Raw genomic sequence first — 22686 nt, 5'->3', positions numbered from 1 at the left:
CCCTCGACACGAACACCATCGCCGACAGCCCGTTCTCCATGAGAGCGGGCTGTCGGCGTTTTGCCGTTGCTATCCGGGCTTCGGCGGCCGCCTTACCGCGAAGTCATCTCGCCGCGAGCATCCCGTAATTACGGCCCTGCCAACGTCTTCGGACCGCGCGCTGCCCATGGCGCGCGCGGACGAAGCCGGCGACGGATCTCGCGCCCTCCGAGTCCTTCATGCCCCGCTTCGGAACGGGCCGAGGCCTGCGGCCTCGGCCCGTTCGGCCGGAGAGGGGAGGGGACCGGTTGGACCATGTTAACGGAGACACGTTCCCCCGATTTGCGTGGCACGCTATGGAGCGGGGCCATGCGACTGCTCATCATCGAGGACGACCGCGAGGCGGCGGCCTACCTGGTCAAGGCCTTTCGCGAGACCGGACATGTCGCCGACAGCGCCCATGACGGCCTCGACGGCTATGCGCTCGCGCGCGAAGGCACATACGACGTTTTGATCGTCGACCGGATGCTGCCGAAGCTCGACGGCCTCTCGCTGATCCGGTCGCTGCGCGAACAGAACGTGACAACCCCGACCCTGATCCTCTCCGCACTGGGTCAGGTGGACGACCGGGTGAAGGGCCTGCGCGCCGGCGGCGACGATTACCTGCCTAAGCCCTACGCCTTCTCGGAATTGCTGGCCCGCACGGAGGCCCTGGCCCGCCGACAGGCCGGCTCCGGTGCAGCAGAGGAGACACGCTATCGGATCGGCGACCTGGAACTCGATCGGCTGTCCCACCGGGTGACCCGGGCGGGCCGCGAAATCCCGTTGCAGCCCCGCGAATTCCGTCTCCTCGAATACCTGATGCGGCATGCCGGCCAAGTGGTGACGCGCACCATGCTCCTTGAGCACGTGTGGGATTATCACTTCGACCCGCAGACCAACGTGATCGACGTCCACGTCTCGCGTCTGCGCGGCAAGCTCGACAAGGGCTTCCCATCCCCGATCATCCACACGATCCGGGGCGCCGGCTATGTGCTGCGCGTTGACGAGGGTGCCGCCGGGTGAGCGACGCGTCGGCTGGCGCGCCGGTCCCCGCCGAGACGCGCGCTGCGCGCTTCCAGAAGCTGTTCCGCACCACCGCGTTCAAGCTGTCGCTGGCCTACTTGGCGATCTTCGCCCTCTGCGCCTTCCTGGCGCTCGGCTACGTCGCGTGGAACGCCCGCGCCGTGCTCGACGACCAGATCGTCTCGACCATCGACGCCGAGATCAACGGCCTGTCCGAGCAGTACAATGCCGGAGGCCTGCGCCGGCTGATCACTGTAGTGGAACGGCGCTCGCGGGAACCGGGCGCGTCACTGTACCTCGTGACGACCGCGGGCGGCGATCATGTCGTCGGCAATGTCGGCTACGTTCCCGCCGCCGTGCTGGCGACGCCAGGCCAGAGCGAGACGCGTTACGGTCGCAACGATTCGGATGCCGAGGCGCATCGGGCGATCGTGCGGGTCTTCACGCTGCCGGGGGGATTCCGGCTCCTCGTCGGGCGCGATACCGAGGAGCGCGACCGCCTGCGCGCGGTGATCGGACGGGCCTTCGTGACCTCGCTCGCTGCCATCGTGCTCCTCGGCGTGATCGGTGGCTGGCTCGCGGCCAGCCGCGTGTTGCGCCGGGTCGATGCGATGACCCAGACGACCCGGGCGATCATGGCGGGCGATCTCGACGGTCGGCTCCACGTGGCCGGGAACGGCGACGAACTGGATCGGCTGGCATCGAGCCTCAACCAGATGCTGGAGCGCATCGGAGAATTGATGCGCGGGATGCGCGAAGTGTCCGACAACATCGCCCACGACCTGAAGACGCCTCTGACCCGCCTGCGCAACCGCGCCGACGAGGCCCTGCGCCGGGGGACCACGCCGGAGGACCTGCGTGCGGCGCTCGAGGCCGTGATTGAGGAAGGGGATGGGCTGATCCGGGTGTTCAATGCCCTGCTGATGATCGCAAGGCTCGAATCCGGCAGCGCCCAGGAGATGCTGGTGCCGCTGGATGTCGGCCAGGCGGTGCGCAGCGTCGGTGAATTGTACGAGGCGCTCGCGGAGGACCAGGGGCTGACCCTTGCGGTGCAGGCGCAGGATGACCTGATGATCGCCGGCAACCGCGAACTGATCGGCCAGGCCCTGGCCAACTTGATCGACAACGCCTTGAAATACGGGGCTGGGTCAGTCGGCACGCAGGCGCGCGTGACCCTCGACGCACGGCGCGCGGGCGACATGATCCGTCTCACCGTCTCCGATCACGGGCCGGGCATCCCCCAGGCGGAGCGCGCCCGGGTGCTCGACCGCTTCGTCCGCCTTGAGGATGCCCGCTCGCGACCGGGCTTCGGGCTCGGTCTCAGCCTCGTCAACGCCGTGGTGCACCTGCACCATGGGACCCTGCGGCTCTTCGACAACGAACCCGGCCTGCGGATCGAGATCGACTTTCCGGCTCAGGCGCGCGTCGGGCTGCCCGCCGGTGACATCCAGCCCGCGCCGGCATCGGGCGGCCCTGTGCCGACGCCCCCATCCCGCGCTACTGAGGTGGCCATCCATCCCGCCGTGACCGCGCCGTCCGCGCATCCGCCCGGCCGCGCGTCCATGTCCCAGGAGGCCCCATGACCCTCAAGACCAAAACCGCCCTCGTCACCGGCTCGACCAGCGGCATCGGGCTCGCCGTCGCGCGCGCCCTTGCGGCCGAGGGAGCGAACGTCGTGCTCAACGGGTTCGGCGACGCGAACGCCATCGAGGAGGCGCGGGCGGGGATCGAAAGCGCCTATGGCGTCGAGGCCCGTTACTCGGCCGCCGACATGAGCAAGCCCGATGCGATCGCCGCCATGGTGCGCGAGGCGGAAGACGCCTTCGGGGCGGTCGACGTGCTCGTCAACAACGCCGGGATCCAGTTCGTCTCGCCGATCGAGGAGTTTCCGGCCGAAAAGTGGGAACAGATCATCGCGATCAACCTGTCCTCGGCGTTCCACGCGATGCACGCCGCGATTCCCGGGATGAAGGCGCGGGGATGGGGCCGCATCATCAACACGGCCTCCGCCCATTCGCTGGTGGCCTCGCCGTTCAAGTCCGCCTACGTGGCGGCCAAGCATGGGATCGCGGGTCTGAGCAAGACGGCGGCCCTGGAACTCGCCCCGCACAAGATCACGGTGAACTGCATCTCGCCGGGCTATGTCTGGACGCCCCTGGTGGAGTCCCAGATCCCCGACACCATGAAGGCGCGCGGGCTGACCAAGGAGCAGGTGATCGAGGACGTGATGCTGAAGGCGCAGCCGACCAAGGAATTCGTCACCGTCGATCAGGTCGCCGCGCTGGCGGTGTTTCTGTGCTCCGATGCGGCGAGCCAGATCACCGGCGCCAATATCAGCATGGATGGCGGCTGGACGGCACAGTAGCGCTCAGGCCAGCAACCCGGCGCCGAAGCGGACTGCGCCTCCGAAACGGCCCCGCCCGCGCGCGAGCGGGGCCGCTCCCGGTCAGCGGCGGCCGTGGACCAGCAGGGCGAGGCCGTAGCCCACCGCGCCCGCGATCAGCAGCGCGACCAGGGGATTCTCCTCCACCCGGGCGCCGACGGCAGCGCGTCCGTCCCGCAGATAGGAGCCGCTCCGCTCGTAGGCGTCGCCTGCGACGTCGCCGGCGCGCTCGTAGGCTTCGCTCGCATAGTCGCCGGCCCGGTCGGCGATGTCGCGGGCCTTGTCCTTCACCTGACCGTAGACGTTCTGGGCCTGGCCCTGGGCTTCGCGGAAGCGCCCCTCGACAGAGTCCCGGTCCGAGCCCGCGAAATCGCCGGCCGCACCCTGGACCTTGCCGATGGCTTCCTTGGCGCCGCCGACGATCCGATCCGTATCCACCATGGCACTCTCCTGGACCTGAGCGCGGCGCGGCGACAGGAACGCCGCGCGCTACGCCGTCGTCCACCGAACGCGCGAGATCGCGTTTGAGCCCCCGGCGAACCCGAAATTGTCCGACCGGGCGATGGCCCGGGCGGCCTCAGAGCCCGATCAGCTCCGCGATGGCCGCCGCTCCCGCGGCCGGCGAGGTCTCACCGCGAGCGACGCCGGCCTCCGCCTCGGCGGTGCGGCGCCTGACCTCCGGCGACCCGACGAGGCGCTGGTGCAGGCGCTCGTCCACCAGCGCCCACATCCATTTCACGTCCTGCGTCCGGCGCTTTGCCTGGATCTCGCCAGTGGCTGTGAGCTTCTCCCGGTGATCGACGATCTTCGCCCAGAGCGCATCGAGCCGCAGATTGTGGAAGCCCGAGATCGTCACCACCGGCGGTGTCCAGGTCGCGGTGGCCGGCGTGAGGATGTGCAGGGCCGCGCGGTATTCCGACGCCGCCGCGTTGGCCCGTTGCTCGGCCTCGCCGACATCGGCCTTGTTGACCGCGATCATGTCGGCCAGTTCCAGGATGCCCTTCTTGATGCCCTGCAGCTCATCTCCCGCGCCGGGCAGCATCAGCACGAGAAAGAAGTCGGTCAGGTCGGCCACCGCGGTCTCCGACTGGCCGACGCCCACCGTTTCGACGAGGATCACGTCGAACCCCGCGGCCTCGCAGAGCAGCATGGTCTCGCGGGTCTTCGCCGCGACACCGCCCAGCGTTCCGGAGGACGGGGAGGGGCGGATGAAGGCGTTCGGATCGTGCGCCAGCCGGGCCATCCGGGTCTTGTCGCCGAGGATCGAACCGCCGGTCCGGGAGGATGAGGGGTCGACGGCCAGCACCGCTACCTTGTGGCCGGCCTCCGTCAGGTTCGAGCCGAGGGCGTCGATCGTGGTCGATTTGCCGACGCCGGGGACCCCGGTGATGCCGACCCGGATCGCCCGCCCGGTCTCGGGCAGGACGGAATCGATCAGATCCGCCGCCAGCGCCCGGTGATCGGCGCGCTTCGACTCGGCCAGCGTGATGGCCCGGGCCAGGGCGGCGCGATCCCCGCGCAGCAGGCGGTCGCGGAGACTCGGGATGTCGATGGACGGCGTCATGCCCTCTTCATGGCGGCGGCGGCCGCCGCCGTCGAGGGGGCGGGGGCCTGAGCCAGGGGATCCAGGGGCTGTGTCCCCTCCACCACAGCTCCGGTCCTGCCCGCTGTTCACACCGATGGGCCGGGATCGTGCCCCGCCATGGTCACGATCCTGAGCGACGGAGGGCGCGTCCCAGAGCGCACCCGGATCATGTCGAGCCAGATCGTCTCACGTCGCGTCCTTCTCCGATTCGGTGCCCTGGCGGGCGCCGCGGGCCTCGCACCATCGCTCGGCGCCTGTGTCACCGACGACATCGGGACCGGGGCGACTCTGCCCGAGAAGCAGTCGGCGCTCGATGTCATGCCGGTGCTTCTCGTCGCCACGACCCGCAAGCCCGTGGGCAACCCGCCCCGACCGCCGTATTTCAGCAGCGACCGCGGCCGCGGCCTGAGCTTCGCCGAGGTGCGCCTGTCGCCGCCGGACCGCTCGCTGCTCGGCAAGGTCTCCTCGGTCATCACCGGAGACTGGACGATCGGCGCGGTTCCGAAATCCGAAAGCGGTCCCGGTGCCGCCGAGGCCTTCGCGCAGGCGGCCCTGGGGCGCGATGTGCTCATCTACGTCCACGGCTACCGGGAGTCGTTCGAATCCGCCGCGGTGAGCGCCGCGCGGCTCTCGGACGGGATCCGCTTCCGCGGCGTCTCCGGCCTGTTCACGTGGCCGTCGGCGGCTGCGACCCTCGATTACAACTACGATCGCGAAAGCGCCCTGTGGTCGCGTGACGCCTTCGAGGACCTGCTCAAGGCGCTGGCCGCCTCGCCGAGCGGCGGCCGGATCAACATCGTCGCGCACTCGATGGGAACGCTGCTGACCGTGGAGACCCTGCGCATGCTCCGCGCCGAGGCCGGCGAGGCGGCGATGTCACGGATCGGAGCGGTGGTGCTGGCCGCCCCCGACATCGACTTCGATCTGTTCTCCAACGGCGTCGCCCGGCTCGGCCCGGACGTCGCGAAGATCACGGTTATCTCGTCCACGAACGACCGGGCGCTTGAACTCTCCGCCGCGCTCGCGGGCGGCGTCCGGGCGGGCGCGGCCGACCGCGCGAAACTGGAAGCCCTCGGTGTGCGAGTCGCCGACGCCTCCGACTACGGCGGCGGCTTGATCAACCACGACCTGTTCCTCTCGAATCCGGAGGTGCAGGGGGTGGTCCGGCGCGCCATCGCCCGCGGCGCCGGCGCCTGACGGCGTCTGGCGGCCCTCATCCCATGCGGGTCGCCATGCTCTGCGGCGGAAGCGGCTCCTCCGGCAGGATCGCGGCCTCCTCGCTCCCGTCGAGATGGTCGACGCGATCGGCCCAGACCCGGAAACCGACCAGGGGATTGGGTCCGAAGGTATGGGTCAGGGGCACGTCCGCGGCGTCCCGTCCGTAGGCCACCATCACGCGGCCGATCCGCGGGCTGTTGTTGCGCGGGTCGAACACGTGCCATTTCCCGCCGAGATACACCTCCATCCAGGCCGCGAAATCGCCGGCCGGGTGCGGCTCCGGCTCCCCGATGAAGCTGATGTAGCCGGTGCAGTACCGGGTCGGCACGTTGAGGGCGCGGCAGAATGCCACCGCGAGATGCGTGAAGTCCCGGCAGACGCCGCGGCCGCCCGCGTAGGCATCCACGGCCGTGCGGTCGCGATGGGCGAACTCGTAGCCGAAGGCGATGTGCGCGTGCACGAAATCGCAGACGGCCTGGACGCGCTCCCATCCCGGGGCGGTGTGGCCGAAGAGGCGCCAGGCCTCGTCGGCCAGCAGATCCGACTCGCAGTACCGGCTCGGCAGCAGGAACACGATCGCCTCAGGCGGCAGCGCCTCGATCGCGTGCTGCTCGGCGTCGGGATGCACCGGATCGGACTCTCCGCCGTCGCGGATCACCGCGTCGGTCCCGAGGGTGAAATTGCCGGCTGGCGCGGTCAGGCGCGCGCAGAGGTTACCGAACCCGTCCCGATAGACCTCCACCGGCACCGGTGGATCCGTGCGCAGCGTATCGGGGCTCTCCAGTGCGTCGGCGCGGGAGGTGTGCACATTGAGCATCACCACCATCGGCACCCGATAGGGGAAGGCGTAGCGCATCTCGCAACCGAGCCTGATCCGCATGCGCAATGTTCCCTAGATGTCAGCCGATGTTCCGTCCCGGCAGGTTCCGTGCCGCACCGAATCCGGTGTCCTCGGCTGCCACGGGCTTGGCGGGCGTCCGCTTCACCCCTACAGCATCCCGGCGCGGCGCCCATGACCGCCGGGCCAGGGGATGCACTTCTGCCCGGGTCAGGGCGTCGCACCCGCGCGGCCCCGCTGACCGGGCGCGCGTCAGGACGGTTACGAGAGGGATGCCGGCCATGTTCACGCTCGAGATCGACGGCACCGCCGTTGCGGTGATCAACAGCGACGAGGCGTCCGCCAAGGACCTCTTCACCTGTGACGGGTTCAAGGAAGACCTGCGGACCATGACCACCGACGGGAAGCCGCTCTGGAACGGCACCTCGGCGCTCAAGGTCCGGGCGGCCAGCGAGGACGAGATCGAGATCTTCGAGGACGCGCTGGCGGAAGACGACGGCGCGGGCGATTTCAAGGATGACCCCCATCACGCCGACGCCGATTCGGACGACGAGGACGAAGCCGATATCGTCTTCCTGGTCGATATCGACGAGGACGAGGACGAGGATGAGGCCGACGCCTGAGCGCGGCTGAACCCGAGCGCCTCCCGGGTTGTTTCCGATCCGACAAGGATCGTATCCCGGGAGGATAGCATGGCTGACAGCAGGCGGATCGTCGACGCGCTCGTGCGTGCGCGGCGAGGTGGCCTCGCCGCGGGCGCCGCCCTGGGCGGTTTGGCGTTGATCGGCGGCCTCGCGTACCGCGCCCTGCGCGGCACGGCACCGCCGGAGACCGGCGGCCCGGACTTCACGACGGTCGACGAGGACGAGGCCCGGCTGATGCTCCGGGCGATGGTGGCGGCCACGATCGCCGACGGCATGGTCGACGCCACGGAACGAAGGCGCCTCGATGCGGCCGTGGCCGAGGCGGCCCTCGATCCCGATGGGCGATCCTGGCTCGAGCGCGAACTTGCGGACCCGGCCGATGCCGACGCGATCGCCGCGCGCGTATCGGACCCCGACGCGGCGGCGCGGATCTTCGCGGCGGCCCGGCTCGCCATCGAGCCCGACACGATCCAGGAGCGGCAGTTCCTGAAGATGCTCGCCGAGGCCCTGGACCTTCCCGCTGCGGCCGTCGAAAGGATCGAGCGCGACATCGCGGCCTGATCGGCAACGGGCCGGATCGGCGGATCTCCCAACGCCGCCGAGCTTCGTGGTAGGCTTTTGCGCGGTCACGAGGTCTGGGCGGGCCGTTCGGGGAGGACGGGACAATTTCATGTCAGGACTTTCAGTGGCCGCCCTCCGACGCGCCCGGCGGGGAGCCCATGCGCTGGTCGCCGCCATGCTGATCGCCGGCGGATCCGCCCGCGCAGCCGAGCCGACCGCCGGCCCTTTGACCATCGCCGAGCAGGGCAGCTTCTTCGTCGGCGGCCGCGACGTCGAGTCCGACACCCTGTCGATGTTGCCGGCCTACGCGCCCTCCGGCACGGTCAGCGTCGACCAGATCTACGTCCGCTATCAGGTGCCGGTCGCATCCGGGCGGCCGCCGCTGGTTCTGATCCACGGCTGCTGCCTCACCGGCAAGACCTGGGAGACGACCCCGGACGGACGGATGGGCTGGGACGAGCTCTTCGTCCGGCGCGGCTTCCCGACCTACGTGATCGATCAGGCCTGGCGTGGCCGCTCTGCGGCGAGCCCGGCCCAGATCAACGCCGTGAAAATGGGGCATGCCGAGCCGAACGGGCTGCCAGCGGTCTTCTCCGCCGGCCGCGAGCCGGCCTGGGCGATCTTCCGGTTCGGACCGGAATACCCGAAGGTCTTCCCCGGCATGCAGTTTCCCCTGGAGGCCCAGGGCGAGTTCTGGAAGCAGATGGTCCCGGATTGGTCGGCGGCCCTGTCGGTTCCGAATCCCACCGTGCCGGCCCTCTCGGACCTCGCCAAGCGCCTCAAGGGCGCGGTGCTGGTCTCGCATTCGCAGTCCGGGATCTACCCGTTCCAGACCGCCGCCCTCGACCGGACGGGGATCCGGGCAATCGTCGCCATCGAGCCTGCCGCGTGCCCGGACCCGGCCAAGGACAGCTTGGCACCCTACAAGGACCTGCCGATCCTCGTCCTGTTCGGGGACTACGTCGATGCCTCGCCCCGCTGGGCGCCGCGGCTGAAGCAGTGCCGCAGCTTCGTGGCCGCGGCCAACGCCGCCGGCGGCCGGGCCGAGCTGATCCTGCTGCCGGAGATCGGCATCCACGGCAATTCGCACATGCTAATGCAGGACAAGAACAGCCTCGACATCGCCGATTGGCTGGTCGGCTGGCTCGACAAGCGGGCGTCCGGGAAGTCGTGAGCGGCGGGCGTGTCGCCCCACACCATCAGCGCAGGCAGGCGATCGGGCCAGGGCAGGGGATCGAGGGGAGGGCCGCCCGGAATATGTTCACGCCGCTCGCAGCGGTGGCGGTGCCGAGGCGTTCGATCGAAAAGCGGTCAGATCCCCTGCTGATGCCGAGGTGGGAGCCGGGGCGGAGCCTCAGCCCGGCTTCCGCTCGCTGAGGAAAGCGCCCATCCGCTCCAGCGCCCGCCGGATGTTCTCGGCCGAATTGGCGTAGGACAGGCGGATGTAGCCCTCGCCGTGGACGCCGAAATCCGGGCCGCCGATCACCGCTACGCCCGCTTCCTCCAGAAGGGTCGAGGCCAGGGCCTTCGCCTTCCAACCGGTCCGCGAGACGTTCGGGAACGCATAGAACGCGCCCTTGGGCGCGATGCAGGAGACGTCCGGCAGGGCGTTCAGGCCATCCACGACTATCGCCCGGCGCCGGTCGAACTCCGCGACCATCTCGGCCACGCAGTCCTGTGGACCATCGAGCGCCGCGATCCCGGCCCACTGGGTCGCGGCATTGACGCAGGAATGCGCGTTCACCGCGAGCTTGCGTGCCGCGTCGTAGAGCGGCTTCGGCCACACCGACCAGCCGAGCCGCCAGCCCGTCATCGCGTAGGTCTTGGAGGCGCCGTCGAGATAGACCAGACGGTCGCGGATCTCGGGATACGTCAGCAGCGAGTGATGGTGCTCGCCGTCATAGGTCATCGTGCCGTAGATCTCGTCCGACAGCACCGCGACGTCCGGATGCTCGGCCAGTCCCTTCACCAGGGCGTCGATCTCGGCTTTCGGCGTCACGCCGCCGGTGGGGTTGGCCGGCGAGTTGACGATCAGCAATCGGGTCTTCGGCGTGATCAGCGCCAGGGTCTCGGCCGCCGAGAAGGCGAAGCCGTTCTCCTCGCGGATCGGCACCGGAACCGGCGTGGCGCCGGTGAACTCGATCATCGAGCGGTAGATCGGGAATCCGGGGTCCGGGTACAGGATCTCGGTCCCAGGCGCGCCGAACATCAGGATCGCCATGAACATGGTGACCTTGCCGCCAGGCACGATCATCACGGACTCGGGCGAGACCTCGACGCCGTGGCGGCGGTGGATATCACGGGTCACGGCCTCGCGCAGCGGTTGGATGCCCACCGCCGGCGTGTATCCGTGATGCCCGTCGCGCAGGGCCTTGATGCCGGCCTCGACCACGTGAGCGGGTGTCGGCATGTCCGGCTGGCCGATGCCGAGGTTGATCACGTCCCGGCCCTGCGCGGCCAGCGCCTGGGCGCGGGCAAGCACCGCGAACGCGTTCTCCTCACCGATGCGCGAGAAGGCCGGGACCACGTGCAGCATCGTGCCCTCCGGGCGGCGGGACGTCAGGCCGAGGTCAGTTCTTGGACCGCTCGGAGAGCTTCATCGCGCCGAAGGACATCGCCGCCGCGATCGCGCCCAGGATCACGAAGGTCTTCACGGAGGCGTAGAACAGGTCCGGATTGATGCCCTCGTCGGTGTACAGCACGAGTCCGATGGCCGCGAGCGGCAGCGAGATGAGGATGAAGAGGGGGACGAGCGGGTTCATGTTCTGCACTCGGATCCGGCGCGCGGCTAAAGGCGGCCCAGGGAAAGCGCCCATTGCATATCACCCTGCCGCGAAGGTTGGGACCCCGGATTCGGCAGTTTTTCGCCGCTCCGTCCGGACGCTCATGGATGCGCAATCATTTGGCGCGAGAGTGTCGGCTCTGGAGGGCGGACACGAATGCGTCGGGCATCGGTCACTTGGAAGGGCAAGGCACCCGAGGCTGCCAGTCTCGAGACCTCCAGTATCGACATGCTGGCCCTCCACATCGGGAAGCTGCTGCGCCATCCGGCCTACCGTCGCGAGACGGTGGTGAGCCCCCTGCTGCTGCGTCATCTGCCCTACGACGCCGGCTATGCCTGGAACGGCGAGGCGAGCCTGCGCGTGCGGCTCGCCGGTGCCGCCCTTGACGAGGCGAGCATCGATCACCTCATCCGGAATGTGCAGGCCGAGTGTCTGCGGCTTCGACGCCCCGCCGATACCTGACCCAGGTCAGGCCGGAACCCGGACCGTAGCCCGCAGGCCACCCAGGGGACTGTCGTGCAGGGCGATGTCGCCCCCATGGGCGCGGGCGATGTCGCGGGCGATCGCGAGTCCCAGTCCGGAGCCGCCGGCATCCTGGCGGGCGTCGTCGAGTCGCACGAACGGCTTGAACACGTCCTCCCGGCTCTCCGCAGGAATGCCAGGCCCGTCATCGTCGATCGACACGAAGAAGGTCCGCGCCTCCAATCGGCCGGAGATCGCCACCGTCTCGCCGTAGCGGGCGGCGTTGGCCGCGAGATTGAACAGACACCGCCGGAAGGCGCCAGGCCGGACGGTAACCTCGGGCGCGCCGACGAGGTCCACCGCGGAGACGTGGGCGCCCAGGCGCTCGACGTCCGTCCGCAGGTCTTCCAGCAGGGCGCGCATGTCCGTCGGAGCCGCGGGCTCCGCCGAGTCGCCGCGCGCGAAGGCGAGGTAGCCTTCCAGCATCCGGCTCATCTCGTCGACGTCGCGGCTCAGATCCTCGATCTCGCTGGTCTGCTCGAACAGCGCCAGGGACAGGCGGAAGCGGGTGAGGATGGTGCGCAGGTCGTGGCTGACGCCGTTCAGCATCGTGGTGCGCTGCTCCATCGCCCGCTCGATGCGCCGCTTCATCTCGATGAAGGCATGGCCGGCCTGGCGTACCTCCCGCGCACCGCGGGGACGGAACTCGATCTCGCGGCCCTTGCCGAAGCCCTCCGCCACGGCAGCGAGGCGCAGGATCGGCTTGATCTGGTTGCGCAGGAACAGGATCGCGACGCCGAGCAGCACCAGCGACGAGCCGATCATCCACACGAGGAAGATGTGCGAGTTCGACGCGTAGGCCTGGCTGCGCCGGGCGGTGATGCGCATGACGCCGTCGGGGATCGCCACGCGGATCTCGATCAGGTTCGAGCGGCCGACCGTGTCGATCCAGAAGGGCCGGCGAATCTGGCGCCTGATCTCGTCGGACAGGGCCTCGTCCAGGATCGAGAAGAACGGCCGCGGTCCCGGGGGCGGGAGCTTGGCGCCCTTGAGGATGTCGAGGTCGAGGTTCAGCCGCTCCCCGGCGATGCGCGAGAGGATCTCCGCATCCTTGTCCTGCGGGTAGCTCTCGTAGATGTCGATCAGCGCGGCGACGTCCGCCGTCACCGCCGCGGACAGGCGTTTGGTCACGAGCTGCCAGTGCCGCTCCATGAAGGTGTAAGCGATCACCGACTGGAGCAGGACGACCGGCGCGATGATGATGATCAGCGAGCGGGCGTAGAGGCCCTTCGGCAGGACGTCGCCGATCGCCCGGCTGATGCGCTTCCACAGGCGCCGCGGCGCGGAGCGGGGTGGATTGGTCCGCAGGGTGCGCGCGAGGCCGGGATCGGGGGCGTTCATCGGCGGGGCGCGCCCGCGCGGCGGACCGCGGGGACCAAACGAGCCGCGCCCCCGTCCGAACCGCCCGCCCATCCCGTGCGGTCCCCGCGCCAGGGGCTGGCCGCGGAGGAGGGCGGCGGCACCTCGGAACGGGGGTGTGGACTGGTGGACATGCCCGCTACGTCTCTGGACGCCATCTCCGCTCGGTTCCGTCGGGTCGATCTCTGATTGCCCGATTCGGGGCCGCGCGCCGCCTTCCGGTTTCGCGGCCCGGAATGACGGGCTGAACCGACACCGTACAGAGCCCGACGCAGAAATCCGAATACCCGGCCGGCGGTCACGGCACGAGCGTATTGCGACGCAGCGCCATCCGCCACCCCGCGCTGGCGCGAGCCGGAGACCGACGTGCCTTGCAGCGCGGCGCGCGGGCCATACCTGAGGGGTGCGGGGGGCGCCCGCCGGCCGAAGGTCTTCGAGGCCATGCTCAGCACCGATACCGATATTCTGACCATGGCCGAGGCGTGGCGGCGCGACGGTCGCGCCGTGGCCCTGGCCACCGTGATCGAGACCTGGGGCTCGGCACCGAGGCCCGTGGGCAGCCATCTCGTCGTGGACGGGGACGGCAATTTCCTGGGCTCCGTCTCCGGAGGCTGCGTCGAGGGCGCGGTGATCACCGAGGCGGTCGAGGTTATCTCGGCCGGCGCGCCGCGGGTCCTCGAATTCGGCGTGGCGGACGAGACCGCGTGGCGGGCCGGTCTGTCCTGTGGCGGCCGGATCCGGGTCTTCGTCGAGCGGATTGACTGATGCGCGTCGACATCCTGGCCGCCCTCAACGCCGAGCGGGCAGCGCGCCGCGCCGCGATCCTCGTCACCGACACGGCCGACGGCGCGCAACGCCTCGTGCGCGAGACCGAGATCGACTCCGATCCGCTCGCTGCCCTGCTGGCAAAGCACCTCGCCTCGGGCCGGAGCGGCCTGGTCGAGGCCGACGGGCGGACGCTGTTCCTGACCGTGCAGGTGCCGCCGGTGCGGCTCGTGGTGGTTGGCGCCGTCCATATCTCGCAGGCGATGGCGCCGATGGCCGCGGGCCTCGACCTCGCCCTCACGGTGATCGACCCGCGCACGGCCTTCGCCACGGCCGAGCGATTCCCAGGGATCGACCTCGTCGCCGCGTGGCCGGATGCTGCCCTCGGGACGGCCGTGCCGGTCCTCGATCGCTACTGCGCCCTGGCCGCCCTCACGCACGATCCCAAGATCGACGATCCCGCCCTGGCGGCGGCTTTGTCGGCCGGGTGCTTCTACGTGGGCGCCCTCGGTTCGCGGAAGACCCACACCTCGCGCGTCGCACGGCTCACGGAGGCGGGCTTTTCGGCGGCGCAGATCGGCCGGATTCATGCGCCGATCGGGCTGCCCATCGGCGCCGTCAGCCCCGCCGAGATCGCGCTCTCCGTGCTCGCCGAGGTCGTGGCCTGCCTGCGCCGCGCACCCCGGCCGGAGGTCGCGTGAGGTTCGGTCCCGTCCCGATCGCGGAGGCGGCCGGGCTGATCAGCGCGCATACCGTTCGGCGGGCGGACATCACCCTGCGCAAGGGCGCGGTGATCGCCCGCGAGGCTGCCGCCGGCCTGGCGCGGGCCGGCTTGTCGGAGATCGTGGCGGCGACGCTCGATCCAGGCGATGTCGGCGAGGATGCCGCCGCCGCCCGGCTCGCCGCCCAGCTTCGCGGGCCGAACCTGCGCCTCGAGGCGCCCTTCACCGGCCGCTGCAACCTGTTCGCTGAGAGATCAGGGATCCTCACCCTGGATCCCGCCCGGATCGATGCGGTCAATGCCGTCGACGAAGCCGTGACGGTGGCGACGCTGCCGCGATTCAGGCCCGTGGTCGCGGGCGAGATGATCGCCACCGTGAAGATCATCCCCTACGCGGTGCCGAGTTCCGTTCTCGCCTGCGCCTGCGCTGCGGCCGGGGGCGACGCTCTCGCCGTGACGCCGTATCGCCGCCGGCGGGTGGGCGTGGTCTCGACCCGCCTGCCGAGTCTCAAGGAAGCTACCATCGACAAGACGCTCCGGGTGCTGGCCGAGCGCCTCGCGCCTACGGGCGCCGAGATCGCCGCCGAGACCCGGGTGCCCCATGCCGACGAGGCCGTGGCGGCCGCCCTGGCGGCGGTGATCGACGGCGCCGGGGCCGATCTCGTGGTGGTGTTCGGTGCCTCTGCCATCGCCGACCGGCGCGACGTCATCCCGGCCGGCATCGAGGCGGCGGGCGGCCGGGTCGTCCATCTCGGGATGCCGGTCGATCCCGGCAACCTGCTCCTCGTGGGCGCGCGGGGCGACGTGCCGGTGATCGGAGCCCCGGGCTGCGCGCGCTCGCCCAAGGAAAACGGCTTCGACTGGATCCTTCACCGCCTCCTGGCAGACCTCACCGTAACCCGGGCCGACATCGTCGGCCTCGGCGTCGGTGGCCTTCTAATGGAGATCGTCTCACGTCCGCAGCCCCGGGCCGGGGGCGAAGCCGTGGGCGAGCAGGCCGAAGCGGAGTCCGGATCGGATGTCTGAGGTCGGGACGATCCTCCTCGCGGCGGGCATGGGCACCCGGTTCGGCCCTGAACCGAAGCTGCTCGCCCCTTTGAACGGAATCCCGCTGGTCCGCCACGCGGCCGAGGCCGCCCTCCGCGCCCGTCCCCGCCCGGTTGTCGCCGTGTTCGGCGCGCACGCGGCGGCGGTCCGGGCGGCCCTCGCCGGGCTCGACCTCATCCGCGTCGACAATCCGGATTTCCGCGCCGGCCTCGCGACCTCGCTGCGCGCCGGCGTCGCGGCGCTGCCGCCGGCCTGCGGGGCGGCCGTGATCGTTCTGGGCGACATGCCACGGGTCACGGCCGCGCATATCGACCGTCTCGCGGGCTCCTTCGCGAGCGCCGCGGAGGCGCCCGCGGCCGTAGTCCCCGTGCAGGATGGGCGGCGCGGGAACCCCGTCCTCCTGAATCTGCGCCGGCTCGGCCCGGAGATCGACCGCCTCGCCGGTGATCATGGCGCCGGCCCTCTGCTCAGGGGGCGGGCGGATGTGCTCGAGATCTCCGGCGACCCGGCAACGGCCCTCGACATCGACACGCCGGATGCGTTGGCCGCGCTGGATCTGTGACCCTGCCGACGCCGTCGCCACGCCTCTGCGGAAAGACGCGGCTGCCTCCGTCGTCGCGCGGGCGGAGAGACGGGGTTCAGGCGCGGCCACGCTGTCCGGGTGCGCCGACCCGCGCGCGACGACTGACCGAGCGAACCGGCGCGGCCTCATCCCCGGGCGGCGTCGCGGCCACGCCCGGCCCGGGCCTCGGCGCGACACCGGTCCGAGCAGTAGCGGACCTCGTCCCAGACACGCGCCCACTTCTTGCGCCATGCGAACGGACGACCGCATTGCGCGCAGATCTTTTCCGGCAGATCGCCCTTCCGGCGCATCGGCGGCATCGCATCACCTCTTGTCCGAGCTCGCCCGGCGGCCGGCCCGATCGGATCCGGCGGCCCCGCGCAGACGGGAATCCAGACCGTAGGCGAGCACCAGCATCGTCGCGAGCCCGCCGAGGTTGACCGCGATCTGCAGCGGCCATGTGGGATCGAAGGTGCGGTAGAGGATGCGGCCGATGAGCGCCGCGAGGCAGCCGGCGGCGAAGATCTCCAGCGAGTGCCGGCCGCAGGCGTCGACGAGGCGAAGCGACCGCCACCGGCTGACGCGCTGCACGGCCGACATGCTGAACAGCAGGTAGGTCAGCGCCAGCATGTTGATCAGGCGCAGCGGCCCGACATGGCTCTTGTCCGGCACGCCGATCGACAGCGGTCTGAGGTCCGGAAGCCCCCATTCCCCCCAGGAGCCGCCCTGGAAGAGGGCGAAGACGAGATACGCCGAGGCCGCCGCCACGGCCCAGCCGCGCCGCGGCAGCAGGCCGTCCCGATCACGGACGGTGACGGCCAGCGCCGCACCGATCACGAACAGGAACTGCCACGCGAAGGGATTGAAGTACCAGCCGTCATCCACCGCCGCGGCATTCGGCAGGTTCAGCTGATGATCGACGTTGGCGGCGATCCACAGCGTCCCCGACAGGGCCAGAACGCCCCAGATGCCGCGCCGCATCCCGAGATAGATCAGCGGAAACAGCGCGAGCAGCAGGATGTAGAGTGGCAAGATATCGAGGTAGTTCGGCAGCGCGTTCAGCGCGAGGCCCCGCAGGAGGCCCGGCAGGAGACCCATCTGCATCAGGGGCGCGACGCCGAATCGCGGCGTGAGGCCGGTCAGGTCCATCCAGATCCGGACGATCACCAGGGTCGCGAGCAGCAACCCCGCCTGGAACAGATAGATGCGCAGGCAGCGCCGGGCGATGCGCGCCAGCGCGGTCCGGATCCCGGCCCTCCGGAACAGCCCGCCATAGGCGATCATGGACGAGTAGCCGGCCAGCAGCACGAAGATCTCGGCGGCGTCCGAGAAACCGAAATTGTGCAGCGTCAGGAGGGCCGGCCCGTTGCGCGGGATATGATCGATGAAGATCGTCAGCAGCGCGAAGCCGCGCACCACGTCGACCCGCGCGTCGCGCGCGGGCTTCGCGGGCCGCGCGCCGGCAGGGGGAGCGGAGATCGCCGGCACCAAGCCGGCGGCGGGTCTTTCGAGGTCGTCGATGCCCGTCACTCAGCTCTCGCCATGGCGCTCTCAGATCGGATGCAGCGCTGCCGCGGCCGCAATGCAACAATAACGCGTTTGCCTCGGGAGGCTGCGCCGATCACGCGCCTTTGTTCAGGTGTTCACATTGTCCGGTCGGACCGACGGTCGATCCCAAGACCGTGTTCCGCTGCGCCGGCCGGTTGCCCCGCGCCCCTCGCTTCCCGGCCAAGCCCGGTATAGATCCGGCAGGCGATCCCGGCTCCCGTCGCCGCCTGCGCCGGGGGCGAGGCTCAGGGTTGGGTTCAGGATCATGCGTGTCCTCGTCACCGGAGCCGGAGACTACCTCGGTCGCCGCCTGCTCGAGGTGCTGCATCGGGAACTGCCGCCCGGCAGCCGGATCCTCGGCCTCGATCCGAGCCCGCAACCGCCCCTCGACGGCGTGACGCTCAGGGCCGTCGATCCCTTCGACGCCCACGACCTCGCTGAAACGGTCACGGCCTTCGACCCGACCATCGTTTTCCATCTCGCGGCACTGGCCTCCGTGGCCCAGTCGAGCGAAACACCGTCCTATGCCTGGCGGGCGGAATTGCTCGGCACCCTGAACCTCGCCGAGGCCGTGGCGAAGACCCGGGCGGCCCTCGTCTTCATCAGCTCGACCGTCGTCTACGGAGAGGCGTTTCGCGACCGGGCACGCCCGGACGAGAGCATCACCCCGCGTCCCGATACCATCTCGGGCCGAACCAAGAACGCCTGCGAGTACATCCTGCGCGACGTCCTGACGAATGCCCGCGTCAGGCATCTGGTGCTGCGGCCGTCGAACTATATTGGAGCCGGGCAGAGCGAGGCCTTCGTGGTCGCCTCGTTCGCCGGTCAGATCGCCCGGATCGAGCGGGGCCTCGCGCCGCCGAGCCTGGATGTCGGCGACCTTTCCGCGGGGCGTGATTTCTTCGACGTGGCCGACTTCACCGCGGCGTGCCTGCGCGTGGTCGAGCGGCTCGACGACCTCCCGGATGGCGGGATCTTCAATGTCGGGTCCGGCGTCGTGACGGCGGTCTCCGACATTCTGGACGTGCTCCGCGGCATGACGGACGCGCGCTTAACCCTCCGGGTGGCACCCGGGCGGGTCCGGTCGGCGGGCGTACGCAGCGAGGGCTGCGACCCGGGGGCCTTCATGGCCGCCACCGGATGGGCGCCGGCTGTTCCGCTCTCGCAGAGCCTGTCCACGATCCTGGCGAAGGCCCGGGAGCGTCTCGGATGATCGGCCGCGCAGGTCCGACAGAGCGTCCGGTCCTGCGCCGCATCCGGGCCGCGGCTGCTGCACCGTTCTCCGGGGTCTGCGTCTGCCCCAGAACCGGATCGGCCTGCGGCAGACGTCTGAACCTCAGCGCGAGAAGCGCTTGTACTTGATCTTCTTCGGCATGATCGAATCCGCCCCGAGCCGGCGCACCTTGTCGGCCTCGTAGTCGGAGAAGTTGCCCTCGAACCATTCCACGTGGCTGTCGCCTTCGAAGGCGAGGATGTGCGTCGCGATGCGGTTCAGGAACCAGCGATCGTGGCTGATGATGACCGCGCAGCCGGCGTAGTCCTCCAGCGCGTCCTCGAGGGCACGCAGGGTCTCCATGTCGAGGTCGTTGGTCGGCTCGTCGAGGAGCAGGACGTTGGCGCCGCCCTTCAGGGTACGGGCCAAGTGGACGCGGTTGCGCTCACCGCCCGAGAGCGTGCCGACTTTCTTCTGCTGGTCGGGACCCTTGAAGGCGAAGGCCGCGCAGTAGGCGCGCGAGTTGATCTCGCGCTTGTTGAAATAGATGATGTCGTTGCCGCCCGAGACCTCCTGCCAGACCGTGGCATTCGGATCGAGGGCGTCGCGCGACTGGTCGACGTAGCCCAGCTTGACGGTCTCGCCGACCTCGATCTTGCCGCTGTCGGGCTTCTCCTGGCCGGTGATCATCTTGAACAGGGTGGTCTTGCCGGCGCCGTTGGGACCGATCACGCCGACGATACCGCCCGGTGGCAGCTTGAACGACAGGTCCTCGATCAGCAGCCTGTCGCCGAACGCCTTGCTCAGATGCTCGAACTCGATGACGTTGTTGCCGAGCCGCTCGTCGATCGGGATGACGATCTGCGCGGAGGCGTCGACCTTGTTGTTCTGCTTGGCGACCAGCTCCTCGTAGCGGGTGATGCGGGCCTTCGACTTGGACTGGCGCGCCTTCGGGGAGGCGGCGATCCACTCCTGCTCGCGGGCGATGGAGCGCTGCCGGACCATGTCCTCGCGGCCCTCCTGCTCCAGGCGCTTCTGCTTCTGGACCAACCAGGCCGAGTAGTTGCCCTCGTACGGGATGCCCTTGCCGCGATCGAGCTCCAGGATCCAGCTGGTGACGTTGTCGAGGAAGTAGCGGTCGTGGGTCACGATCAGGATCGCGCCCGGATACTGGCGCAGGTGGCCCTCCAGCCAGTTCACCGTCTCGGCGTCGAGGTGGTTGGTCGGCTCGTCGAGGAGGAGCAGCTCCGGCTCCCACAGGAGCAGGCGACAGAGCGCGATGCGGCGGCGCTCGCCGCCCGACAAGGTGGCGACCGGCTGCTCGTCGCTCGGGCAGCCGAGGGCCTCCATGGCCTGATCGACCTTCGAATCCAGCTCCCAGAGACCGAGCGACTCGATCCGGTCCTGGAGCTCGGTCATCTCGTCGGCCGTCTCCTCCGAGTAGTTCATGGCGAGTTCGTTGTAGCGGTCGAGCATGGCCTGCTTCTCGGCCACGCCCTCCATCACGTTCTCGCGGACGGACTTGTTCGGATCGAGCTGGGGTTCCTGCGGCAGGTAGCCGACCCGCGCGCCCTGCGCGACCCAGCCGTCGCCGGTGAACTCCTTGTCGATGCCGGCCATGATCTTCAGCAGCGTCGACTTGCCCGAGCCGTTGATGCCCAGGACGCCGATCTTGGCGTCCGGATAGAACGACAGGTTGACGCTATCCAGGACCTTCTTGCCGCCGGTATAGGCCTTGGTCAGGCCCCGCATGTGGTAGATGAATTCGCGAGCCATCGCGGATCGTCCTCGACGCGTTGTTCGGAACTGCGCGGATCGTGCCAGCGGCACGGGTCAGGCACCGGGCCTTGGCACCCGTCCTGAACGCGCGTCCCTACGATATAGGAATGACCCTGTCCGAGTATCAGGCCCGCCGGGAGGCGGCAAGGACGGCGCCGCCGTGGCCGCTCAGGCGAAGGGGTTCTTGACCGACCGCGGCGCCGCGTCGACGGCGTCGGCCACCGCCTCGGGCAGGTCCTCCGCCTCCAGCGCCTTCACGATCGCGTCCAGTGTCCGGCGGAGCAGGCGCGCCTGCTCCAGGCCGGTCCTGTCGCGCGTGAGGTCGAGGGAGCCGTGGAGGGCGATCCGGTCGGTCCCGTTCTCGAAGGAGAGGGCGCCGACGGTGCGCACGCCGGCATCGTCCGCAAAGGGCGTGAAGGCCTTCGGATTTGGGCTCTCGGCCTGGGTCTTCGCGCGGGGCTTGTCCTCGGGCATGGGTCCCTCTCAGAAGAACGCGCGCAGCAGGTCGCGGACGAGCTTCCGCAGTGCGCGGGTGATCTCCCGCTCCAGCCAGTCCTGCCACGTCTCTGCGTGCCGGGGCCGGCGCTCGTCCGCGCGGGCGGAGGCGTGGGGGTCCGGCAGGTTCATCGCGGTGGCGCGCGCCTCGAGCGGCAGGCCCGGGAACACGTCGATCCCGGCCTCCTGGAGGAGAGCCTCGATCGACAGCGCGCGCCATTCCTTCGATTCGTCGTTCCGGGCGAGATACGCGCCGGCCTCGCCGCGCGCCGGATCATAGACGGCCTTGAAGAGCAGCGTCGGCACCAGGACGCCGCCCTTGATCTGCTCCACGGAGGTGCCGGAGAAGATGACGCCGGTGACGACGAAGAGCGCGCCGCGCCGGGTGGCGAGCCGACGCACGCTCTCCTCGATATCGGCCCAGAGGCCGCGGTTCAGCACCCGGTTCTGCGGCACGATGTTGGCGAGGCTGAACGACTCGGCTTGGGCGCCCATCGTCGGCATATCGCCGGCCGGTGCGAGGTGGCCCCGGTCGAAGCCGCTGCGGACGTAGTCCTCCAGCGCGGCCCGCTGGTCTTCCGGCAGGCGGGCTTCTTCATGGAAGGCATCGTCGCGGGCCACCGTGCGCGCCGCGGCGACGCTGGCTCGGGTCAGGTGCTCGGCGGCGTAGAGGGGGGTGCGGGTCACGCCGGAATGGAGCACCGCGAAGGCCTCGAAGCAGAGCGGGGTCGCCCGCACGGCGAGCTTCGGATTCGTCAGGACAGGCGTCCGTCCGTCCGCGAACAGGGCCGGACAGGCGTCCTGCGCGCGGGCGGCGGTCGATCCGAGCGCCAGGACGAGGGCCGCGGCGACGAGGCCCGGGCGACGCGTCACCAGCATACGCGGACCCTGCGCACGCCCTCCGGAGTCGGGCGGTCTCGCCACGCGCAGGGCCGGCCCAGAGTGCCGCCGAAGGGGCGCGCATCCCGGTCCGGGCCGCCCGGGGACACCCGGACTGGGCAGTCGCCGAGGAAGTTGCACAGGAAGTCGAGATTGCCGTCCGGGGGGCGCGGCTCGGCGTAAGCTTGGCTGCTGCCGGTAATCGCGAGCGTGAGCAGGATTGTGCACAGACGAGCCGGGCTCAAAGGTAAACCTCTTGTGGCGGTAAGGGCACGTGAAAGAAAAAAACGACCGCCCGACATTGATCGCGCTGCCGATCGTCCGTAACTGGCACTATCATGACAGCGACGGATGGGCGGGTTCTAGCATGAACGCGTAACTCCAGGTGCTGGTGTCGCGGTGGCCTCGGGTCCGCGATGCGGCCGTCGCCACACTCGAACGAGCGGATGCGACCATTGGCGATATCACCTGAGCAATCGGCGTTGCTGGACCGTGTCCCGAATCCGGCGGCGTTGCGGCGTTTGCCGGAGTCGGATCTTCCGGCGGTTGCGGAGGCGGTCCGGGCCGAGATGATCGACGCGGTGTCGATCACCGGCGGCCATCTGGGCTCGGGTCTCGGGGTGGTCGAGCTGACGGTTGCGCTGCACCACGTGTTCGACACGCCCGACGACCGGATCGTCTGGGACGTCGGCCACCAGTGCTACCCGCACAAGATCCTGACCGAGCGGCGCGACCGGATC

General features: G+C 69.9%; 25 protein-coding genes. 14 read left to right on the top strand and 11 right to left on the bottom strand.

The annotated features are described in order from the left end of the window. Positions 1–348: 348 nt before the first annotated feature. The 3 genes from ACXJKQ_RS25635 to ACXJKQ_RS25625 are packed head-to-tail and all read left to right on the top strand — an operon-like array spanning position 349 to position 3409. Positions 349–1044 carry a winged helix-turn-helix domain-containing protein gene (locus ACXJKQ_RS25635; protein WP_457108495.1) on the top strand — a complete coding sequence of 232 codons (696 nt, stop codon included), beginning with the start codon at positions 349–351 and terminating at the stop codon, positions 1042–1044. Beyond that, positions 1041–2627 carry an ATP-binding protein gene (locus tag ACXJKQ_RS25630; protein WP_457108494.1) on the top strand — a complete coding sequence of 529 codons (1587 nt, stop codon included), beginning with the start codon at positions 1041–1043 and terminating at the stop codon, positions 2625–2627. The genes ACXJKQ_RS25635 and ACXJKQ_RS25630 overlap by 4 nt, the downstream gene beginning before the upstream one ends. Then, complete coding sequence (locus tag ACXJKQ_RS25625; RefSeq protein WP_457108493.1) at positions 2624–3409, top strand: 3-hydroxybutyrate dehydrogenase; 786 nt, start codon at positions 2624–2626, stop codon at positions 3407–3409. Before ACXJKQ_RS25630 ends, ACXJKQ_RS25625 begins: the two co-directional genes overlap by 4 nt. 81 nt (positions 3410–3490) lie before the next feature. Here the strand turns inward: ACXJKQ_RS25625 and ACXJKQ_RS25620 are convergent, their stop codons facing one another. Continuing rightward, positions 3491–3868 carry a CsbD family protein gene (locus ACXJKQ_RS25620; RefSeq protein WP_457108492.1) on the bottom strand — a complete coding sequence of 126 codons (378 nt, stop codon included), beginning with the start codon at positions 3866–3868 and terminating at the stop codon, positions 3491–3493. Positions 3869–4004: 136 nt separating this feature from the next. Further along, positions 4005–4991, bottom strand: a complete 987-nt coding sequence (gene meaB, locus ACXJKQ_RS25615; RefSeq protein WP_457108491.1) for a methylmalonyl Co-A mutase-associated GTPase MeaB — start codon at positions 4989–4991, stop codon at positions 4005–4007. Positions 4992–5180: 189 nt separating this feature from the next. Between meaB and ACXJKQ_RS25610 the strand changes: the two genes are divergently transcribed. Continuing rightward, a complete protein-coding gene (locus tag ACXJKQ_RS25610) occupies positions 5181–6209 on the top strand; it encodes an alpha/beta hydrolase (RefSeq protein WP_457108498.1) in 1029 nt (342 codons plus the stop codon). Between the two features lie 16 nt (positions 6210–6225). Here ACXJKQ_RS25610 and ACXJKQ_RS25605 read toward each other — a convergent pair whose 3' ends face one another. Continuing rightward, complete coding sequence (locus ACXJKQ_RS25605; RefSeq protein ID WP_457108490.1) at positions 6226–7110, bottom strand: transglutaminase-like domain-containing protein; 885 nt, start codon at positions 7108–7110, stop codon at positions 6226–6228. Between the two features lie 239 nt (positions 7111–7349). Here ACXJKQ_RS25605 and ACXJKQ_RS25600 point away from each other — a divergent pair, with 239 nt between their 5' ends. The 3 genes from ACXJKQ_RS25600 (at position 7350) to ACXJKQ_RS25590 (ending at position 9447) form a co-directional block, all read left to right on the top strand. Further along, positions 7350–7691, top strand: coding sequence for a hypothetical protein (locus tag ACXJKQ_RS25600; RefSeq protein WP_457108497.1), 342 nt, complete (start codon positions 7350–7352; stop codon positions 7689–7691). Between the two features lie 69 nt (positions 7692–7760). Beyond that, positions 7761–8273, top strand: a complete 513-nt coding sequence (locus tag ACXJKQ_RS25595; RefSeq protein WP_457108489.1) for a DUF533 domain-containing protein — start codon at positions 7761–7763, stop codon at positions 8271–8273. A 109-nt stretch (positions 8274–8382) separates the two neighbouring features. Continuing rightward, positions 8383–9447: an esterase gene (locus ACXJKQ_RS25590; protein ID WP_457108488.1), complete on the top strand. Its 1065-nt coding sequence runs from the start codon at positions 8383–8385 to the stop codon at positions 9445–9447. A gap of 180 nt (positions 9448–9627) precedes the next feature. Here ACXJKQ_RS25590 and ACXJKQ_RS25585 read toward each other — a convergent pair whose 3' ends face one another. Together ACXJKQ_RS25585 and ACXJKQ_RS25580 are read right to left on the bottom strand one after the other, a co-directional pair. Then, the gene (locus ACXJKQ_RS25585; RefSeq protein ID WP_457108487.1) at positions 9628–10809 is read right to left on the bottom strand and encodes a pyridoxal phosphate-dependent aminotransferase; all 1182 of its coding nucleotides are present in this window, start codon (positions 10807–10809) and stop codon (positions 9628–9630) included. Positions 10810–10843: 34 nt separating this feature from the next. Beyond that, the gene (locus ACXJKQ_RS25580; protein WP_457108486.1) at positions 10844–11035 is read right to left on the bottom strand and encodes a hypothetical protein; all 192 of its coding nucleotides are present in this window, start codon (positions 11033–11035) and stop codon (positions 10844–10846) included. A 177-nt stretch (positions 11036–11212) separates the two neighbouring features. Here ACXJKQ_RS25580 and ACXJKQ_RS25575 point away from each other — a divergent pair, with 177 nt between their 5' ends. Next, positions 11213–11518, top strand: coding sequence for a hypothetical protein (locus ACXJKQ_RS25575; protein ID WP_457108485.1), 306 nt, complete (start codon positions 11213–11215; stop codon positions 11516–11518). A 6-nt stretch (positions 11519–11524) separates the two neighbouring features. Here ACXJKQ_RS25575 and ACXJKQ_RS25570 read toward each other — a convergent pair whose 3' ends face one another. Further along, positions 11525–12919: an ATP-binding protein gene (locus ACXJKQ_RS25570; protein ID WP_457108484.1), complete on the bottom strand. Its 1395-nt coding sequence runs from the start codon at positions 12917–12919 to the stop codon at positions 11525–11527. Between the two features lie 459 nt (positions 12920–13378). On the opposite strand from ACXJKQ_RS25570, the gene ACXJKQ_RS25565 reads away from it, so the two are divergent. The 4 genes from ACXJKQ_RS25565 to ACXJKQ_RS25550 are packed head-to-tail and all read left to right on the top strand — an operon-like array spanning position 13379 to position 16032. Then, positions 13379–13702, top strand: coding sequence for an XdhC family protein (locus tag ACXJKQ_RS25565; RefSeq protein WP_457108496.1), 324 nt, complete (start codon positions 13379–13381; stop codon positions 13700–13702). Continuing rightward, entirely contained in the window at positions 13702–14403 is a 702-nt protein-coding gene (locus tag ACXJKQ_RS25560; protein ID WP_457108483.1) for an XdhC family protein, read from the top strand. Before ACXJKQ_RS25565 ends, ACXJKQ_RS25560 begins: the two co-directional genes overlap by 1 nt. Further along, positions 14400–15449 carry a molybdopterin-binding protein gene (locus tag ACXJKQ_RS25555; protein ID WP_457108482.1) on the top strand — a complete coding sequence of 350 codons (1050 nt, stop codon included), beginning with the start codon at positions 14400–14402 and terminating at the stop codon, positions 15447–15449. The genes ACXJKQ_RS25560 and ACXJKQ_RS25555 overlap by 4 nt, the downstream gene beginning before the upstream one ends. Continuing rightward, positions 15442–16032: a nucleotidyltransferase family protein gene (locus tag ACXJKQ_RS25550; protein ID WP_457108481.1), complete on the top strand. Its 591-nt coding sequence runs from the start codon at positions 15442–15444 to the stop codon at positions 16030–16032. The genes ACXJKQ_RS25555 and ACXJKQ_RS25550 overlap by 8 nt, the downstream gene beginning before the upstream one ends. Positions 16033–16178: 146 nt before the next feature. Here ACXJKQ_RS25550 and ACXJKQ_RS25545 read toward each other — a convergent pair whose 3' ends face one another. Both ACXJKQ_RS25545 and ACXJKQ_RS25540 read right to left on the bottom strand, forming a co-directional pair. Next, positions 16179–16352: a DUF2256 domain-containing protein gene (locus ACXJKQ_RS25545; protein WP_457108480.1), complete on the bottom strand. Its 174-nt coding sequence runs from the start codon at positions 16350–16352 to the stop codon at positions 16179–16181. Positions 16353–16356: 4 nt separating this feature from the next. Beyond that, positions 16357–17562, bottom strand: a complete 1206-nt coding sequence (locus tag ACXJKQ_RS25540; RefSeq protein ID WP_457108479.1) for an OpgC family protein — start codon at positions 17560–17562, stop codon at positions 16357–16359. 283 nt (positions 17563–17845) lie between these two features. Here ACXJKQ_RS25540 and ACXJKQ_RS25535 point away from each other — a divergent pair, with 283 nt between their 5' ends. Next, a complete protein-coding gene (locus ACXJKQ_RS25535; protein ID WP_457108478.1) occupies positions 17846–18793 on the top strand; it encodes an NAD-dependent epimerase/dehydratase family protein in 948 nt (315 codons plus the stop codon). Positions 18794–18916: 123 nt separating this feature from the next. On the opposite strand, the gene ettA is transcribed toward ACXJKQ_RS25535, so the two are convergent. The 3 genes from ettA to ACXJKQ_RS25520 all read right to left on the bottom strand — a co-directional run bounded on the left by ettA (position 18917) and on the right by ACXJKQ_RS25520 (position 21946). Next, a complete protein-coding gene (gene ettA, locus ACXJKQ_RS25530; RefSeq protein WP_457108477.1) occupies positions 18917–20569 on the bottom strand; it encodes an energy-dependent translational throttle protein EttA in 1653 nt (550 codons plus the stop codon). A gap of 171 nt (positions 20570–20740) precedes the next feature. Next, a complete protein-coding gene (locus ACXJKQ_RS25525) occupies positions 20741–21046 on the bottom strand; it encodes a hypothetical protein (RefSeq protein WP_457108476.1) in 306 nt (101 codons plus the stop codon). Between the two features lie 9 nt (positions 21047–21055). Next, positions 21056–21946: a DNA/RNA non-specific endonuclease gene (locus tag ACXJKQ_RS25520; protein ID WP_457108475.1), complete on the bottom strand. Its 891-nt coding sequence runs from the start codon at positions 21944–21946 to the stop codon at positions 21056–21058. Between the two features lie 446 nt (positions 21947–22392). On the opposite strand from ACXJKQ_RS25520, the gene ACXJKQ_RS25515 reads away from it, so the two are divergent. Beyond that, positions 22393–22686: 1-deoxy-D-xylulose-5-phosphate synthase N-terminal domain-containing protein (locus ACXJKQ_RS25515; RefSeq protein ID WP_457108474.1), on the top strand; the 294-nt coding region annotated here is incomplete at its 3' end.

The organism is Methylobacterium sp. P5_C11, from assembly GCF_054049775.1.
This window is presented reverse-complemented; position numbering and strand designations above follow the sequence as displayed.